Source organism: Sulfurimonas sp. ST-25, from assembly GCF_048079205.1.
GTDB lineage: Bacteria > Campylobacterota > Campylobacteria > Campylobacterales > Sulfurimonadaceae > Thiomicrolovo > Thiomicrolovo sulfuroxydans.
This window is the reverse complement of record NZ_CP182225.1, coordinates 143165-158558: the sequence shown is the minus strand read 5'-3', so window position 1 is coordinate 158558 and position 15394 is coordinate 143165. Positions and strand designations below refer to the sequence as shown.

The following is a 15394-nucleotide window of genomic DNA, read 5'->3' as shown; positions in this document are numbered from 1 at the left end:
CATGCCCTACAAATCGATCGACCTGGCCCGCCTCAGCTCCATCGGCATCGGACCCGTCGCCGAGGTCTACATGATCGACGGCGACGACTATCCCACTGATGCCTACCTCATCGGAGCTGCCAACAACGTCCTCTTCGGCACGGAGCTCCCTCCGCTAATGAAGCTCTCCAAAACCTACGATTTCATCCGCATCGAAACGGGTATTCTGCACATCGGGGCCGCGACCCCCGGCGGCAAGGTCGTCTCCTTCTGCAAGAAACACAATATCGGAGGCTTCGAGTTTCTCGCCCACCTCCCCGGTACCCTCGGCGGCATGCTGAAGATGAACGCGGGGCTGAAGGAATACGAGATTTTCAACCACCTCATCGCCCTGCGTACGAAAAGCGGTTGGCATGCGAAAGCGGAGGTGCCCCACGGCTACCGCACCACCGGAATTGACGAAGTCGTTTTTGAAGCAATGTTCGAGATCGCACCGGGATTCGACCCGTCCAAAATCGAACTGTTCAGACAGATGCGGGCCAACCAGCCCTCCGACCCCAGCGCCGGCAGCGCCTTTAAAAACCCGCCGGGGGATTATGCCGGACGGCTGATCGAATCCGTCGGTCTCAAGGGGTACCACATCGGGGATATGGCCTTCAGCACCATGCATGCGAATTTTCTGGTCAATCTGGGGAGTGGAACGTTTGAGGAAGCGGCTACTCTGCTGGAACTGGCGCAGCGGCGCGTGCAGGAGCGTGAGGGCATCCTGCTGGAGCGGGAAGTGATTGTAATCGACCGGCGCTGGCTTTAGAAGCGCAGCATCAGACCGCCGTAGACACCGGTATATTCACCCTTGTTAATGTAATCACCGATCGCGTACTGCACCTTGTGAATACGGTAACCGATCTCCAGGCCCGGCTGGATGACGGGGAGGGACGTCATTGTGTAATCCGCCTTGATACGGAAATCATACCCCTTGTTATCCTGGTAGTTCGTCACCTTGACCAGCGTCTCCAGGCCGAGGGAGTCGAGCGGCTCTACCCGTGCGCGGGCATAAGCGAGCGCCAGTGTCTCCGAGTCATCAAAGCCCTTGCTGCCTGACGTCACGTATTTGACGTCGAGACCGATGTCAACGGTGACGAAGAAAGTATCATCGAGAATGTTGTAGTAGAGGATCCCGTCAAGCTCGCTGACGTTGAACGAACTGCTCCCGTTCGGGTTATGCGTCAGGTTCAGGTACTCCAGACGGACGTTGGGGATGACCGGTACCGGGTGCTTGACATAGGCCCAGACATAGAGATCGTTCTCCGTATCAATACCCGCATCTTTAAGGTCTGTAGCAGCACCACCATTTTTCGGTTCAAACGTACCGCCGGGTGCGGCATTGAAAGCACCGATACCGGCCTCAGCACGTACAAAATCCGCCGACGCGTTCAGGGAGAAAAGTGCCGCGACCAGTGCCGCCGCCGTTTTCATTTTCATAGACATCATCTACTCCATTATTACAAAGTTATCAAAACAGAGTATATCAGAAAAAAATTTCGCTCGGGAGTCAAAGGGGAGGAACCTCTTTACAGGGCACTAGAAACGCAAAAATGCACCGACGAAGAGGCCGCTGAAATCGACATCGCCTTTCAGCTCTTTATCGTCATCTATCTTGACCTTCTGCATCCGGTAACCGACCTCGATTCCGGGCTGGACACCCGGGACAAAGATCAGCGTCCAGTCAGCCTTGATCCGCGCATCGTACACATACGACTTTTCATAGGTGATGTAGCTGCCTAATCCTTCGATACCGAGCCCCGTGCCGGGGATGTCGACGCGTAACCGTGTATAGACGAGCGGCAGAATCAGGGTACCGCTTCTGCTGTAGCCGCCGTAGGCAAGAAGGCCATCGGTCGGAACAACGTCGTATGTGTAACCGGCCACCTTGACATCCAGCCCCAGATCCAGGGTCGTCCAGAAGGTACTGTTCAGCAGGTTGTAGTAAAGGATTGCATCATACGCCTTCACGTCAAAATGGCTTGTGGTAGTGGCCATCACTCCGAGCGGGGCAATAAGGTCAACCGTCGCATCGCCGTCACTGCCGGCGGCACTGTACTCCAGACGAATGTTCGGAAAAACAGGAATCGGATGCCGGATATAGAGCCATGCATACCCGATCGCTGCCTCTGTCTCCCGGCACGTACTATCTCCCGATCCGTTTGACGTCGAATAGGCCACCGTCCCCTTCGGCGTCTGCATCCAGGCACCGCCACCCGCTTCAACCTCCAGCGCTTGGGAGAATCCCTGCAGGGAAAAGAGCAACAGTGAAATGACAATTTTTAGCAGATTATCCATAGGGTACAACCTTTCATCAGGTAGGCATACTATATCACAGAAAGGAGATACGGGGGAAAGGGGAATCCCTCCGCGAGGAGGGTGCGGCTTATTTTACGGCTGCGAGTGCAGCGTCGTAGTTCGGCTCTTCTGTAATTTCCGGAACGATCTCTTTGTAAGTGACCGTACCTTCAGCGTCTACTGCAAAGATAGCACGGCAAGTAACGCCGGCCAGCGGGCCGTCAGCGATCAGAACACCGTAAGCGTTCGCGAAATCTTTGTTACGGAAATCGGAAGCGACTGTCAGGTTTTCGATACCTTCTGTAGAACAAAAACGGCCGCCCGCGAACGGAAGGTCCATAGAAACGATCGTGAGGTCAATGTCACCGAGCTCTGCTGCCTGCTTGTTGAAGTTACGAGTTTCCGTTGCACACACCGGTGTGTCGAGGGACGGGACAACAACGATCAGCTGTTTTTTGCCGGACGCGCCGCCGACAACTTTGTCTGCCAGACCATTAGAGTTTACAACTGTAACTTCCGGTGCTTTATCACCAACGTTTACTTCGTTACCTGCGAGGTTGACTGTGTTACCTTTGAGCATTGTAGTTGCCATGTTAGGGCTCCTGTTTTTTTTGAGATGCAGGAGTTTTACATAATTCGGATAACTTTTGTCTTAATAGCCCCCAACCTGGGAACTCTTAAGTTGAGTTTAAAAGTCAGATTTGGGTGCGCTATGGAGCTCGTCGATGGAGGTGAAGGATTTGTCCTCGTAGAGGTCAACGGCAATCCGCCCGATCATCGCCGCATTATCCGAGCAGTACTGCAGTTCCGCCAGCAGCAGTTCGGCGCCGAAAGGGGCCAGAAGCTCCTCAATGCGCCCGCGCAGGTAGCGGTTGGCGCTGGCGCCTCCGACGATCGCAAAACGCTTGGGCGGGCGGGTTTTGAAATATTTTCGTAACTTTCGGAAGAGGTGCTCGGTGGCAATGTGCTCAAAGGAAGCGGCGATGTCGGGGTAGTCCGCTTCATTGCCCTCCTCGACGGCCAGACGAACGGCGTTCTTGAGACCCGAGTAGCTGAACGCCATCTCGCCGCGCTTTTGCAGGGGGATGGGGAAGGGGTAGCGCTCCCGGTCGCCCTTCAGCGCCAGCTTCTCGATGACCGGGCCGCCGGGGTACCCTAGCCCCATCATCTTCGCAACCTTGTCGAAGCTCTCTCCGAAGCTGTCGTCCATCGTCCGCATGACCGTTTCCATCCGATCCAGGCTCTCCACCTCGATCACCTGGGTATGCCCGCCGGAGACAAGCAGCACCGTCAGCGGGAACCGCGTCTCCTTCTCGATAAAGAGCGAATAGATATGCCCCTTGAGGTGGTTGACGCCGATGAGCGGGATCTTCAGCGTCAGGCTGAGCGCCTTCGCCATCGTCACCCCCTCGACCAGGGTCACGGAGAGACCGGGGGCATTCGTGACGGCGACGGCCTTGAGCTGGCCGAACCACCCTTTGCACTCCTCCAGGATCTTCGGCAGTGCCTCGGCGTGCAGCCGCGATGCCAGCTCCGGTACGACCCCGCCGTATACGGCATGCTCCAGCTCCTGGGATATCTTCTTATGGTAGACGAGTTTCTTCGTCGCTATCTCGGTGATGGCAATTGAGCTGTCGTCGCAGCTGCTTTCGATGGAAAGAATCACCCTAGGCCCTTTACCTGTTCCAGGATCCACGGCCATTCGCCGTAAGCGCTGTCTGCGTTGATATGGCCGGCCGCTTCCAGCACCATCATCGGCACATTCAATGCGCCTTGCAACGCCTGCGCCTCCTCCGGGGTCATATAGGGGTCCGTCGTCGACGTCACCAGCTGTATGTTCTCGGCAAAAAGGTTTGCGGGCGGTGTGATGGGGAAGAAGCTTTTGATCGTCTCGATCTCACAGTCAAGGCGCGGTGGAGCGACGAGAAAAAGATGCTCTACCGGTACGATCTCCCCTTCCTGGCAGAGATGAAACCAGAGGGTGTTCGCCAGGGAGTGGCAGATGACGACGTCCGGTGTGAACTCCTCCAGCAACGCTTTCACCTGGCGCATCCAGCGGTTTTTTGAAGGGAAGTGAGGATGGTCGAGCAGCGGAAAGCAGACCGTGCCGTAATCCCTGGCCAGCTCCCCCGCCAGCCAGCTCTGCCAGTGCGGGTAGTCGCTGCCGCCCCAGCCGTGCAGCAGAAGGACCTTTTTGCTCATGACACTGCTCCCACGTAAGCGCGCACCTCTTCGTCGATGGAGAAGACCTCTTCGACACTCCGGGGCATCCGGTCGAAATGCTCGAAGGCGTCGACGACCCTGCGGGAGATATCGAGGAAGCCGATCTTGCCGGCGATAAATTGGGCAATGGCCGCCTCGTTGGCGGCATTGACGACGACCCCGCGCTGGGGTTCACGCAGTAGCGCCGCTTTGATCTGCCAGACCGGGTAGCGCTCCTGCGTGATCTCGCGGAACTCCAGGCCGCCGACTTTGAGCAGGTCCACGGGTTCCAGGATCTGCTCCTCGACCTTGCCCATCAGGGCGTAGGCGATCGGCAGCTGCATATTCGCCCCGGCAATGTGCGCCGTCGTTGAACCGTCGGCGAAGTCGACAAAGGCGTGAATGAGCGAACGGGTCTCGATGATGGCATCGTAGTCGAGCTCCCCGAAAAGCCAGCGCGCTTCGAGCAGTTCGAAGAGTTTATTCATCATCGAGGCGCTGTCGATCGTGATCTTCTGCCCCATGGACCAGTTGGGGTGCTTGAGGGCGTCCTCCAGCGTCGCCGTGGCGAGTTTCTCGAGCGGCCAGTCGCGAAATGCCCCTCCGCTGGCGGTGATGGTCATCTTTTTGACCGGGCGGCTGTCATTGAGGAGGTACCAGAGCCCGAAGTGTTCGCTGTCGATGGGGTGGATGCGGGAGGTATCGATAAAGGCGCCCGCCGCCACCAGGGACTCCTTGTTCGCCAGGGCGACCTTTTTGCCCCGCTCCAGCGCCTTGAGGGTCGGGCGCAGCCCCAGGAAGCCCACCAGGGCGTTAACGACGAATTCCGAATCCGCCTCTTCGATCACCCGCAGGATCGCCTCTTCCCCGCTCAGGACATTGGGGTGGTTGACCCTGGGGATATCTGCCTCGTTCGCGATGACGACCCAGTTGGGGCGGTGCTTCTCGATCTGCTGGTTGAGCCGGTCGATGCTGTTACCGGCAACGAGGGCCTCAACGTTGAGCGAAAAGCGCTCGGCAATCGCCAGGGCGTTGACACCGATAGAACCGGTCGAACCGAGAATAATCACGCTAGACGAGTCCCCGCAGTAAAATCACCATAACAACGGCACCGAACAGGTAGCCGTCGATACGGTCGAGTACCCCGCCGTGGCCCGGCAGGACGTTGCCGCTGTCTTTGACGCCGGCCCGGCGCTTGAGGTAACTCTCGTAGAGGTCGCCGAACACGGCACTGATCGCCGTCGCCAGCGACACGGCAATAGCGACCTCGACGTTCACGACGCGCAGCCCAACGAAGACCCCGGCAATGGTGGCGATGACGATCCCGCCAACAACCCCTTCGAGCGTCTTGTTCGGGCTCGTCTCGGAAAACTTCGTCTTCCCGATGCTTTTCCCGACGACGTAGGCCCCGATATCCGCCGCAGCGACGACGACGATCAGCCAGGCCATCGCCACGAGACCGTAATCCTGATAAAGGGTCAGGAAAAAGAGCATCCCCGCCGTCGGGTACGCGAAGGGGAGGAAGAGGCGCCAGTCGGTGCGGGGTTTGTAAGCGGCATAGGCGGCGAAGACGACGCCCATCAACACGAAAAGGTCATCCGGGTAGGGGTAGACGGCGGCAAGAAGCCAGAGCATCGCCGCGAAAGCGAAAGAGGCGTTGTGGTGCAGGCCGTAGAGGTTGGCCGCCTCGTAGAAGGCGAGCAGGTAGACGCCGCCGAGGACCGCCCACATCAAAATGAAGTTGTCAATCCAGCCCAGCAGGATCACCGCCCCGATCAGCGCGGCCCCCGTTACTACCCTTTTTGTCGTCTCCGTTGCTGCCATTTTCGTCCCGTTTTTAAAGCGATTATACTACAAGTAGGCTGTACGCCCCTATGACCCGGGAGCAGCGGCCTGTTTGGAGACGGTCATCGTCTCGTACTTGTTGTAAAGCACGTTCGCCCCCTCCTGGATCTTCACCTCGCGTCTCGGGGTGTAATCGACCTCGAATACCCCTGGGCTCATTACCGAGAAATCGACGCAGAGCTTTGCCGCCGCCTCCAGGACGCTCTCGGGCACCTTTTGCTTGTCCGTCGTGATGATGACGTGGGTCGAGGGACGGTCGCGCAGGTGAAGCCAGATGTCCCTGGCCCGGGCGCGCTGCAGCAGCGCGATATTGCCCCGTTCGTTCTTGCCCAGCTGCACCTTGTACCCCTCAATCCAGAAGGTCTCGACCGCATCGTCGCTCTTCTCTTTGGTGCGTCCCGTCTGCTTCGGCGGGAAGAGGCGGGCGATCTCTTCGACCGTCGCCGCCCCCTCGACCGTCGCGATAAAGTGCTCGAAGTGGCTGACTTTCCCTTCCAGCCCTTCGCGCTCGATATGCATGTTCGCCGCCTTCTGCTTCGTCTTCTTCGCCAGCTTGAAAAAGTGGTCGCTCACCTGGTGGGCGGAGGCGAAAGCGCGCGGAAGCTCGACTTCAACGGGGCTGCCGTCGTAGTCGTCCAGCGTGAGACGCGTCTGGTAGGGCTTGATCTTGTAGAGGTTGGCCAGGGCAAGGTTGCCCAGGTGCTGCAATCGTGCCGCCTCCGCCTCCAGCGCCGCTTCGTCTTCAAGGACTTCGAGGTGCTTTTCGAGCCGTCGGAGTTTTTTGTGCAGCAGGCCGACTTTTTGCTGCTTGAGCGCCGCCAGCCGCGCCGCCTGCTCCCGGTCGCACACTTCGTAGAGGTAAGCCTCCACGTCATCGAGGGGGTACTCCTTCGGCGTGAACTCCAGGGGCGGGGGCGGCAGCAGGGGCTGGCCGACGCGCACGACCCGGTAGGAGGTGGATGCATCGATGTGGCGCAGCGCCTCGAGGACGACCTCATCCTCATCGAGGATGATCGCGTTGGTCGTTTTGCCGGTGAATTCGAGTTGCAGGACGGTCTTGGAGTGCTTGTACGCTCCGCTGAGCGCCGCTTCGATACGAAGGATCTTGTCGTCGTTGTAGAGCGAAATGTCCGTGATGACGGCGCGGTTGAACCGCTTGGCCAGCACGACGTCAAAGGGGGCCTGGTAGACCTTGCTGCGCCGGATGTCGTGGCGGCACATCGCCAGGTAGCTGTGGCCCTTTTGCATGTTGGCATAGAGGCTCTTCTCCCCCAGGACGACCTTGATCGTCGTGTCATTCACACGGTGGATGGCATTGATATGTTTGAAGGCCTGAAGGTACTCGGCGATCTGGCGCAGGTGGGAGAGTTTCATAGGGCGCATTATAGCGCAGGGGGCGTTAGAAGAAGAGGCGCCGCCACCACGGTTTTTTCCGTGCCGGGTCAAGGACTTTGCGCATGCGTTCGCGGCGTTCGGCCTGCAGCGTCAGCTCTTTGCGCAGGGCTTCGAGCTTCTCGGGCCGGACCAGCAGCTCTTCGTCACGCACCGCCGTCCCCCTGCGCGTTGAGGTAGTTCATCAGCTCCCTTACTGCTTCTTCGTTCTTGATGCGGAACTTGATCTCGATGCGGCGCGATGCCTGCTTGTCCTCTTTGCCGTTCGTCCCCAGCACCGGCTCGGTGAAACTGCGGCCGCTCGCGCTCAGGTACTGCCGGAAAAGCTTCCGGTTCTGCGGGTACTGAGTGTAGAGGAAGGTCATCACCGCCAGGGCACGCTGCTGGGAGAGCTCCAGGTTGAAAAGGTAGCTGCCGTCGGAGTTCGTATGCCCCTCAATGATGATCCGGTCAATATAGCGCCGCATCTGCTTGTCGCTGAGCAGGGCGTCGATGTACTGCCCCAGCACCCGGCTCAGTTCCTGCTTCGCTTCGGGTTTGAGCGTCGCCTCCCCCTGGTTGAAAAGCACGTTCGACGCAAAGCGAAGCGAACCGCTCTTGGGGTCGATGCTGATCGAATCGCCCAGCTCCTCTTTGAGATGCTGTACGACCTTGACCTTGATCCCCGTGAGGTTCTTGATCTTGATGCGGGTGAGGTTCAGATCCTCCACCACCTTCTGGTAGGCGCGTTTTTTCAACAGCAGCGCCTTCTCCAGCTCTGCCATCTCGTCGTCGCGCAGTTTGATCAGGTTCGTGTCTTCGGCATGCTGTTTCTCGGCCGTCTCCAGCTCAGAAGCGAGCCGCTCCGCCTCGCTTTGCAAAGTAGCTCTTTGCGTCTCCGTCTCCAGCAGCAGGGCTTTGAGCTGCTCCATCTCCCCGCGGGTCAGCGCCAGTGCGGTTGTCCGCTCATGCAGGGTCGTATTCAAATCATCTACAGAGAGCCTCAGCCCCTCCGCTTCGCTCTGCAGCAGGGCCAGTTCCATGCTGAGGTGGGCGTTCGCCTCCCGAGAGGCGGCCAGCAGTGCCTGGATCTCTCGCAGCCGCTTTTTCTTCTCGGAGAGCGCCTTCTCGCTTAGCCCGAGCGCCGTTTTCTGCGCCTGCAGGTCTGCGCGGATCGCGAAAAGATCCGAACGCATCAATACTGTTTTGACGACGATCGCTCCCACCAGCAGGATAAAGACGAAGAGCAGCCCCGCCATCAGGTCGGCATAGGAGATCCAGAAGTTCTGTTCCCGCTCGCCGTTGTCCCGTCGCCGCAGCATGCTCAGCGCGTCTCCCCGTCGCTTTTGTTCAGCCGGGCAATCTGCTCGACGATCTGGGCCGTCTCCGAATCGATCAGCTTCAGGGTACGCTGCAGTTTCTCCAGGAACTGCGCATCGAAGCCGCGGATATGCTCATCAAACTGCACACCGACCCGGTCGATCTCCTGTTTCATCGATTCGATGTTGGAGAGCACTCCGCTGTAAAGCTCCCGGACGTTGCCGGCGTTAAGGTTGGCCAGCGCCTCGCTGAGCCGCGCAATCTCGCCGCCCAGGGTCTCCGCGACGGTCACACCGTGCTGATACTCCCGGGCCAGGGTGTGCTGGCGCTGCTCCATCCGCTCATGCTCTTCGCGCATCTGCGCCGCAAAGCGCTCGACCCCCAGGCCGACGCGCTGCAGCGCCTCCGCCGAAGCGGTCTGCTCTTTGGCAAGGCGGTCGAACAGCGTACCGCTCTGCGCCATCAGCTGCCCGAAGGTTTCCGCCGCCTGCTGCTCCCGGTCGATGATCTGGCCGAAAATGTGCAGGCGCTGCTCCAGGGTACGGTTCACCTCCGCAACGAAATCGCGCGACGCCATCGTGTCATAGAGCGTATCAAGCTTCTCAAAATGGGCCAGGCTCTTGCGGTAATAGGTCTGCTCGATCTCCTTTTTCTCCCAGAAGAAGGGACGCGTCACCTCGCGGAGCTCCGCCACGTCCCGTTCAAAACGGCTGATGCCGCTCTTTTCGAAAAAGATCCACCAGATGGAGAGGAAGATACCGTAAATGGAGACGTAAAAGGCCGTCCCCACCCCGCCGAGCAGCCGGGAGATCTCCTGCTCAAGCACTTCGGAGGTCTGGGCGGAAAAGTCGGGCATCGAGATGGCGATGCTGATAAAGGTCCCCAGGATCCCCAGCGTCGGGAAGATCCCGGCGGCCACGGAGGAGAAGTTCTCGTTGCGTATCGTCCCCGCAGACTCGGCCAGGAAATCATCCAGCGTCGCATTCGCCTTCTCTGTCCCGGCGACGGCGAGGATGTTCTTGTTGATGAAGGCCGCCAGCGCCCGCTGGATACCGCTGAAACCCCGCCGGAGCTTGCACGAGGCGTAGAAGGCGTTGTGCGGGGCGAAAAAGAGCCAGATCAGGAAGATGGCCCCCATCATAATGACACTGTGCGCTTCAACCTTGAAGTTGACAAGCCCCGCAAACCCCGCCATGGCGAAGAGCCAGAGCAGCAGCGGCAGCGACATCAGCCAGAACAGGCGGATACCGCAGACAGTGTGGCGATTAAAGCGCTGGGACAGCGCCGCGAGATCCTCTTCAATAACCATTTCCCACTCCCGGATGCGTTTGGGCCATACTATCCTAAATCATCTAAGAAACCTGCACATCGGGCACGCCGAGCGCGCCCTGTGCTATACTTCCGATATTCATTCAAGGAGGCCGGATGCGCGCACCGAGAGGGTTCGGAAAACGCTACTTTACGCTCAGCGCCATCCAGGCCTACAGTGCCGTCACCACCCTGCAGCGCCATGAGAACCGTACCCTGGCGCACCACGGTATGGTCAGCGACGAAAGCGACGACGAAAAGGGTCTCGAAGACGAGGAAGCTGCACCGGAACTCGCCGCGGCGGAGCTTCCCGGCGGCCGACGCCGCCCCTGCCACTGCAACCTCCATTTTCACCGCCTCGCCTGCAGACGCCTGCGCACGCATGACCGTCCGCGACGCCCCCGCAACCCCTTCCGCCACACCCGTTCGACCCTCTCGCCGCCCGCAGCGCCCTGCTACTTAACCCCATTACCCATTTCCAAAGGAACCCAATGAAACCCATCGCACTCTCCCTTGCCGCAACCGCCCTGTTGAGCGGCACCCTTTGCGCCGAAGGTATCACCCTCGAAGCCCTGACCGTCATCTCCAGCCCCCTGCACAGCACCGAGCTCAACGCCGCCGACAGCGTCGAGGTCTACACCGCCGAGGAGATCGAAAAGGCCCACGTGCAGTCGCTCTACGAGTTCATCACCCTGCAGACCTCCCTCTTCGCCCTGCCCTCCTACGGCAATCCGATGGCCCAGCGGCTCGACCTCCACGGCTACGGCATCGAGAACGGCTACCAGAACATCGTCGTCACCCTCAACGGCCGCCGCCTCAACAACGTCGACATGGTCCCGCAACTGCTCAGCGCCATCGCCCCCTCCGACATCGAACGCCTCGAGATCGTCAAAGGGGGCGGGATCGTCCTCGGCGGCGACGGCGCCAACGCCGGGGCGATCCACATCGTCACCAAGAACGACAGCAGCAAAGAGGTACGTTTCTACGGCGGCATTTACGGCACCTACGATGCGGCGTTCCGTGTCGGCCACAGCGACGACCTTCTGACGGTTTCAGCCTCCGGAGAAGCCTACCACACCGCCGGAACGCGCCATATCGATGCGGCGCAGAACCGGGACGAACAGAAACTGGCAAACGGCACTTTCGATCTTGCGCTGACGCCAAGCGATCTCTTCGAATTCCGCCTCGGCGCCCAGTCAAGCCGCATCGACGCCGCCTACGGAAGCACCCTGACCCAAAGCGAGTTCAACGACGATCCCGCCCAACCAGGCGCCTTCCCGGCCCCGGCGTACCAGCAATACGACATCGATGCCTTCAGCACCGGCCTGACCCTCTTTCCGACAGCCGACCTCTCCGTCTCGCTCGATACCTCCGTTGAGAAGAAAAAGTCCGTCTACGATCTCCCCGCCTGGTTCTACCGCAGCACGGCCACCTACGACTACCGCACGGCGGCGCTGGCCCTTGACTACACACACGGCGGGCTGCAGCTCTCCCTCGGCGGCACGCTCTTCGACGGCAGCCGGAACGGCGGCGCGACGGCGTTCGCGATCGCCAACGAAACGACCAAGCAGAATGCCGCGGCCTACGCGCTGGCCCAGTACCGTGCGGGAGCCCATACCCTCAAGGCGGGCTACCGCTATGAGACCGCCAAGTACGACTACAGCGACGCGAACAACTCCCTCGCGCGCTCCGAAACCCTTCACGGCGTCGAAGCGGGCTACAACTTCCGTCTCAGCCCGGAACGTTCGCTCTTTGTCAGCTACGCCCACGCCTACCAGGCACCCGACGTCGACCGCTTCTTCAACAGGGATTTCAGCGGCAACGTCACCTTTAACGGTTTTATCGACCCGATGACCTCCGACACCGTCACGGCGGGCTATACGGCGGTGACGGCAGCGAACAAGTTCAAGCTCTCCGCCTATTACGCCGCGCTTAAAAACGAGATCTATTACTACAGCGACCCCGCGTACATCGCCTCGGTCAACACGAATATCGACCGTTCCCACAAGGTCGGCGTCGACCTCTTCGAGCAGTGGAAAGTCACCGAGCGCTTCGCCCTCTCGCTCAACTACAACTACGTGCAGGCAATTATCGACAAAGAGGTCCAGAACGGCGAGGATTTCGGCGGTAACGACCTTCCGGGCGTCAGCCCCCACACCGTGAAAGCGGCCCTCACGATCCTGCCGACGGACGCGCTGAGCTTTACCCTCTCGCACACCTACCGATCCCAGGCCTACGCCATGAACGACTTCGGCAACAGCTATACGCAGAAGCAACGCGCCTTCAACAGCACCGATGTCGTCCTCAACTACGACGCGGCCTCTTATGCACTTTTTGCTAAAATCAACAACATGTTCAATAATCCCAACGGCCTCTGGGTCGCAGACGACGCCATCTACCCCGTCAATTTCACCACCACCGCCCTCGTCGGCGCCACGTTGAAGTTCTAGGCATGATCCGTACCCTGCAGGACCACGAAAAGAGTGCACTGCCTGCGGGGCGTGCCGACCTCCTGCTGGCCGCGGCGGGCCCGGACGCCCCTGCCCCCGGTCCGCTGACCCTTTCGGTCGAAGCCCTCACCCCTTTTGCCGTCATCCGCATCCTCGACCTCGGCCTCACGTCCGCGCCGGAAAGGTACGAAACCGTGACCTTCGGCATCGACCCGGAGGGCCCCTTCGATGCGAAAATAGTGTTCGAAAAAGGGCGCGAGTTCGGGCGCTACTACAAACCGGCGGGTGACTACGTCATCCTCGGCGAAACGGGCTCACCCGTCATGGCAGACACTGCGGCTCTTCTCAAACCGCTCTCCGGGATGGGACTTTTCGAGCAGCTCGGCCGCACGGCGGACGGTTTCTTGATGTTCGCCGCGGGCTTCATGCTCGAGGCGTGCCGCCGCTTCCCCGTCGTCCTCGGCGGCGGAAGCAGGATGGCGGCGGCGCTGCTGATCGCCAACCGGGTCGTGCACCGCGACGGCCTGCCGATGGACCCGCGCAAGCTCACCCTCTGCACGGCCGAGGGGATCGCGGAAACGGAACGGTCGGTGACGCTGTCGCTGCTGGGGCAACTCGACTTCCGCCCGCGGACCCTCTACGTGGAGCTCCCTTCTTACGACAAAGGGGAATCCTACGCCGGCGCGGCCCTTGCCTACGGCACCATGCAGGGGCTGACCATTGCGCAGATCACTGCGCGGGCCGAGCGCGGGGCGTAACCGATGCAGGCCCGCAACCTCGCCCTGAGACCTTTCATTTGGTACAAGTTTTATAACGCCCTCTTCACGGGCATCTCGGTGGGGAGCATCTTTATCATCTACGCGCCCCTGCAGCCCTACGTCTACTCCCTCGGCGGGATCCTTCTGGCGCTGGCCATGCTCGTTATTGCGCGTTTTTACACCCGCATTCTCAACCGGACCTGGTTCTGGCGCATCTCCCTCACCGTCGAAATCGTCATGCTGCTGCTCGTGCTTTACTTCCTGCTCTTTTCGTACAGCTACGCCAGTGCGCTCTTCGTCTATGCCGGCTACCAGCTCACCTTCGCCTTCGGCTCCTACCTGGTGCGCGCCGAGACGATCCTGATCGAAAAAGCCAAAGCGCTGACCTACCTCGACGTCTACAAGCAGGCGGGCTACCTCGCCGGGATGCTCGTCTCGTTTCTCTTCTACAAGACGGTGGAGTACGCCGCAGGCATCGATGAGAGCCAGGCACAGGTCTACCTCGTACACTATGTGCTGCTGGTCGCGGAAATCGTCGTCATCTACTATCTCTACCGGGCGTTCCATCCCGCCGAAAGGAGAGGCTTATGACCTATACGGCGTGGTTCGAAGCGCATGCCACGGCGCACAAAAAGATCGTGGAGAAACTGCTTGCCCGCGGCTTCGGCAAAGCGGAGATCATCGACTATTTCGATTTTGAGAATATGGTGGAAGCGGAGCCGGACTTCTGCCCGCTCTACGCAGAAAAGAAAAAGTGCCACGATATGGAAAAGCTCAACTGCTATCTCTGCGCCTGTCCCAACTTCCGCTTCAGTGATGCGGGGATGGAACGGCGCGGGGAGCAGACACTCTACAGCAGCTGCGCGATTGCCTCAAAGGATGGGAAAGAAGGTGTCTACGGCGACGCCGTCCACCAGGACTGCTCCGGCTGTACGGTGCCCCACCACCGCGCCTATATCGACAAGGTGTTCGATACGGAGTGGGAGCGGATCATGGCGGCGTGCCGCCGCGATCAATAGGGGTAGTTGGGCAGGCGGTCGACCCGCTCGACGGTGTTGCCCTGCTTGATGATCTTGACGCGGTCGCCGGGCAGGAAGCGGAGCTCGCCCTTGGCGACGATGACGATGTGCTCCCCGCTGTCGAGCCGCACGGTCAGCTCCTGGGCGTTGGACTGCCCCGCCGCGCCGCCGACATAGGCGCCGGCCAATCCACCGCCCAGCGTCGCAATCCCCCGGCCGGGTCCGCGGCCGACGGTCGAACCGAAAATGGCTCCGATCAGTGCACCGATAAAGGCCCCCGAACCGTCGTCGGAGATCCGTACCGGCCGCTCCTCGACCACCACGCCCACAAGATAGTGCTTCACCTGCCGGTAGGTCCGGCCGTCGTAATCGGCCCCCTGTCGGGTGGCACAGCCGCCGAGCACGAGCATCAGTGCCGTCGCTAGGATGAGAAAACTTCGCATGGCATCTCCTTTCTCTGTAGTATAGTGTAAAAACGTGAGCATAACGTGAACGGAAACGCCCCCTTGCGAAACGTCCTTCGGTTAAAAACATTTGTAGTCTTTACGTTTTTGGCGAATCTAAGCCGAAGCCATTTAAAATAATAATTATGAGCAAGGAAAATAAAACACCCCCAAACGACCCCTACAAGGATTACGAGCCCGAAGTGGTGGAGTATGACCCGGAAGTGGACGGCGGTGAGGAGCACCTGATCCGCGACGATCTGCTGGCGGAAAAAGAGCGCCTCAAGGATGTGATTACCCGCCTCAAAGAAAAAAACCGCGGTAACCGTAAAGTCCGGCGTTAACGCCCCGGACTAACC

19 protein-coding genes are annotated in these 15394 nt (G+C 59.8%); 7 read left to right on the top strand and 12 right to left on the bottom strand.

What is annotated here, in order from left to right:
• Nucleotide 1 precedes the first annotated feature (1 nt).
• Nucleotides 2-790, top strand: a complete 789-nt coding sequence (locus ACM66T_RS00850; protein WP_231019710.1) for a UDP-N-acetylmuramate dehydrogenase — start codon at nucleotides 2-4, stop codon at nucleotides 788-790.
• Here the strand turns inward: ACM66T_RS00850 and ACM66T_RS00845 are convergent.
• The 11 genes from ACM66T_RS00845 to ACM66T_RS00795 form a co-directional block, all read right to left on the bottom strand.
• Entirely contained in the window at nucleotides 787-1470 is a 684-nt protein-coding gene (locus tag ACM66T_RS00845) for a TIGR04219 family outer membrane beta-barrel protein (protein WP_231019709.1), read from the bottom strand. The genes ACM66T_RS00850 and ACM66T_RS00845 overlap by 4 nt on opposite strands.
• Nucleotides 1471-1560: 90 nt before the next feature.
• Nucleotides 1561-2319 (bottom strand): TIGR04219 family outer membrane beta-barrel protein, encoded by a 759-nt coding sequence (locus ACM66T_RS00840; RefSeq protein WP_231019708.1) that lies wholly within the window; start codon nucleotides 2317-2319, stop codon nucleotides 1561-1563.
• Between the two features lie 88 nt (nucleotides 2320-2407).
• Nucleotides 2408-2911: a thiol peroxidase gene (gene tpx / locus ACM66T_RS00835; protein ID WP_231019707.1), complete on the bottom strand. Its 504-nt coding sequence runs from the start codon at nucleotides 2909-2911 to the stop codon at nucleotides 2408-2410.
• Between the two features lie 96 nt (nucleotides 2912-3007).
• Nucleotides 3008-3985 (bottom strand): tRNA (adenosine(37)-N6)-threonylcarbamoyltransferase complex transferase subunit TsaD, encoded by a 978-nt coding sequence (tsaD, locus tag ACM66T_RS00830; RefSeq protein WP_231019705.1) that lies wholly within the window; start codon nucleotides 3983-3985, stop codon nucleotides 3008-3010.
• Nucleotides 3982-4521 (bottom strand): RBBP9/YdeN family alpha/beta hydrolase, encoded by a 540-nt coding sequence (locus ACM66T_RS00825; protein ID WP_231019704.1) that lies wholly within the window; start codon nucleotides 4519-4521, stop codon nucleotides 3982-3984. Before ACM66T_RS00825 ends, tsaD begins: the two co-directional genes overlap by 4 nt.
• Nucleotides 4518-5591 carry a 1-deoxy-D-xylulose-5-phosphate reductoisomerase gene (gene dxr, locus ACM66T_RS00820; protein WP_231019703.1) on the bottom strand — a complete coding sequence of 358 codons (1074 nt, stop codon included), beginning with the start codon at nucleotides 5589-5591 and terminating at the stop codon, nucleotides 4518-4520. The genes ACM66T_RS00825 and dxr overlap by 4 nt, the downstream gene beginning before the upstream one ends.
• A 1-nt stretch (nucleotide 5592) precedes the next feature.
• Complete coding sequence (locus tag ACM66T_RS00815; protein WP_231019702.1) at nucleotides 5593-6345, bottom strand: phosphatidate cytidylyltransferase; 753 nt, start codon at nucleotides 6343-6345, stop codon at nucleotides 5593-5595.
• 48 nt (nucleotides 6346-6393) lie between these two features.
• On the bottom strand, nucleotides 6394-7740 hold the full coding sequence (locus ACM66T_RS00810; RefSeq protein WP_231019701.1) for an NFACT RNA binding domain-containing protein: 1347 nt from the start codon (nucleotides 7738-7740) through the stop codon (nucleotides 6394-6396).
• Nucleotides 7741-7765: 25 nt separating this feature from the next.
• Entirely contained in the window at nucleotides 7766-7912 is a 147-nt protein-coding gene (locus ACM66T_RS00805) for a hypothetical protein (protein WP_231019700.1), read from the bottom strand.
• Nucleotides 7905-9059 (bottom strand): OmpA family protein, encoded by a 1155-nt coding sequence (locus ACM66T_RS00800; RefSeq protein WP_231019699.1) that lies wholly within the window; start codon nucleotides 9057-9059, stop codon nucleotides 7905-7907. Before ACM66T_RS00800 ends, ACM66T_RS00805 begins: the two co-directional genes overlap by 8 nt.
• Before the next feature lie 2 nt (nucleotides 9060-9061).
• Nucleotides 9062-10366, bottom strand: a complete 1305-nt coding sequence (locus ACM66T_RS00795; RefSeq protein ID WP_416768680.1) for a MotA/TolQ/ExbB proton channel family protein — start codon at nucleotides 10364-10366, stop codon at nucleotides 9062-9064.
• 116 nt (nucleotides 10367-10482) lie between these two features.
• Here ACM66T_RS00795 and ACM66T_RS00790 point away from each other — a divergent pair, with 116 nt between their 5' ends.
• The 5 genes from ACM66T_RS00790 to ACM66T_RS00770 are packed head-to-tail and all read left to right on the top strand — an operon-like array spanning nucleotide 10483 to nucleotide 14592.
• Nucleotides 10483-10860: a hypothetical protein gene (locus tag ACM66T_RS00790; protein WP_231019697.1), complete on the top strand. Its 378-nt coding sequence runs from the start codon at nucleotides 10483-10485 to the stop codon at nucleotides 10858-10860.
• Nucleotides 10857-12815, top strand: a complete 1959-nt coding sequence (locus ACM66T_RS00785; RefSeq protein WP_231019695.1) for a TonB-dependent receptor — start codon at nucleotides 10857-10859, stop codon at nucleotides 12813-12815. The genes ACM66T_RS00790 and ACM66T_RS00785 overlap by 4 nt, the downstream gene beginning before the upstream one ends.
• A gap of 2 nt (nucleotides 12816-12817) precedes the next feature.
• Complete coding sequence (locus tag ACM66T_RS00780) at nucleotides 12818-13573, top strand: hypothetical protein (protein ID WP_416768679.1); 756 nt, start codon at nucleotides 12818-12820, stop codon at nucleotides 13571-13573.
• Between the two features lie 3 nt (nucleotides 13574-13576).
• On the top strand, nucleotides 13577-14164 hold the full coding sequence (locus tag ACM66T_RS00775; RefSeq protein WP_416768678.1) for a hypothetical protein: 588 nt from the start codon (nucleotides 13577-13579) through the stop codon (nucleotides 14162-14164).
• Nucleotides 14161-14592 carry a hypothetical protein gene (locus ACM66T_RS00770; protein ID WP_416768677.1) on the top strand — a complete coding sequence of 144 codons (432 nt, stop codon included), beginning with the start codon at nucleotides 14161-14163 and terminating at the stop codon, nucleotides 14590-14592. Before ACM66T_RS00775 ends, ACM66T_RS00770 begins: the two co-directional genes overlap by 4 nt.
• Here the strand turns inward: ACM66T_RS00770 and ACM66T_RS00765 are convergent.
• A complete protein-coding gene (locus tag ACM66T_RS00765) occupies nucleotides 14586-15035 on the bottom strand; it encodes a hypothetical protein (protein ID WP_231019691.1) in 450 nt (149 codons plus the stop codon). The two genes, ACM66T_RS00770 and ACM66T_RS00765, sit on opposite strands and share 7 nt — an antisense overlap.
• 146 nt (nucleotides 15036-15181) lie before the next feature.
• Here ACM66T_RS00765 and ACM66T_RS00760 point away from each other — a divergent pair, with 146 nt between their 5' ends.
• The gene (locus ACM66T_RS00760) at nucleotides 15182-15379 is read left to right on the top strand and encodes a hypothetical protein (RefSeq protein WP_231019690.1); all 198 of its coding nucleotides are present in this window, start codon (nucleotides 15182-15184) and stop codon (nucleotides 15377-15379) included.
• Nucleotides 15380-15394: the final 15 nt, after the last annotated feature.

Excerpts from the sequence above, each read along its gene's own strand:
- ACM66T_RS00850 (WP_231019710.1), top strand. The coding sequence starts at position 2 with ATGCCCTACAAATCGATCGACCTGGCCCGCCTCAGCTCCATCGGCATC.
- ACM66T_RS00845 (WP_231019709.1), bottom strand. The coding sequence starts at position 1,470 with ATGATGTCTATGAAAATGAAAACGGCGGCGGCACTGGTCGCGGCACTT.
- ACM66T_RS00840 (WP_231019708.1), bottom strand. The coding sequence starts at position 2,319 with ATGGATAATCTGCTAAAAATTGTCATTTCACTGTTGCTCTTTTCCCTG.
- tpx (WP_231019707.1), bottom strand. The coding sequence starts at position 2,911 with ATGGCAACTACAATGCTCAAAGGTAACACAGTCAACCTCGCAGGTAAC.
- ACM66T_RS00825 (WP_231019704.1), bottom strand. The coding sequence starts at position 4,521 with ATGAGCAAAAAGGTCCTTCTGCTGCACGGCTGGGGCGGCAGCGACTAC.
- ACM66T_RS00815 (WP_231019702.1), bottom strand. The coding sequence starts at position 6,345 with ATGGCAGCAACGGAGACGACAAAAAGGGTAGTAACGGGGGCCGCGCTG.
- ACM66T_RS00810 (WP_231019701.1), bottom strand. The coding sequence starts at position 7,740 with ATGAAACTCTCCCACCTGCGCCAGATCGCCGAGTACCTTCAGGCCTTC.
- ACM66T_RS00800 (WP_231019699.1), bottom strand. The coding sequence starts at position 9,059 with ATGCTGCGGCGACGGGACAACGGCGAGCGGGAACAGAACTTCTGGATC.
- ACM66T_RS00795 (WP_416768680.1), bottom strand. The coding sequence starts at position 10,366 with ATGGTTATTGAAGAGGATCTCGCGGCGCTGTCCCAGCGCTTTAATCGC.
- ACM66T_RS00790 (WP_231019697.1), top strand. The coding sequence starts at position 10,483 with ATGCGCGCACCGAGAGGGTTCGGAAAACGCTACTTTACGCTCAGCGCC.
- ACM66T_RS00785 (WP_231019695.1), top strand. The coding sequence starts at position 10,857 with ATGAAACCCATCGCACTCTCCCTTGCCGCAACCGCCCTGTTGAGCGGC.
- ACM66T_RS00780 (WP_416768679.1), top strand. The coding sequence starts at position 12,818 with ATGATCCGTACCCTGCAGGACCACGAAAAGAGTGCACTGCCTGCGGGG.
- ACM66T_RS00775 (WP_416768678.1), top strand. The coding sequence starts at position 13,577 with ATGCAGGCCCGCAACCTCGCCCTGAGACCTTTCATTTGGTACAAGTTT.
- ACM66T_RS00770 (WP_416768677.1), top strand. The coding sequence starts at position 14,161 with ATGACCTATACGGCGTGGTTCGAAGCGCATGCCACGGCGCACAAAAAG.
- ACM66T_RS00765 (WP_231019691.1), bottom strand. The coding sequence starts at position 15,035 with ATGCGAAGTTTTCTCATCCTAGCGACGGCACTGATGCTCGTGCTCGGC.
- ACM66T_RS00760 (WP_231019690.1), top strand. The coding sequence starts at position 15,182 with ATGAGCAAGGAAAATAAAACACCCCCAAACGACCCCTACAAGGATTAC.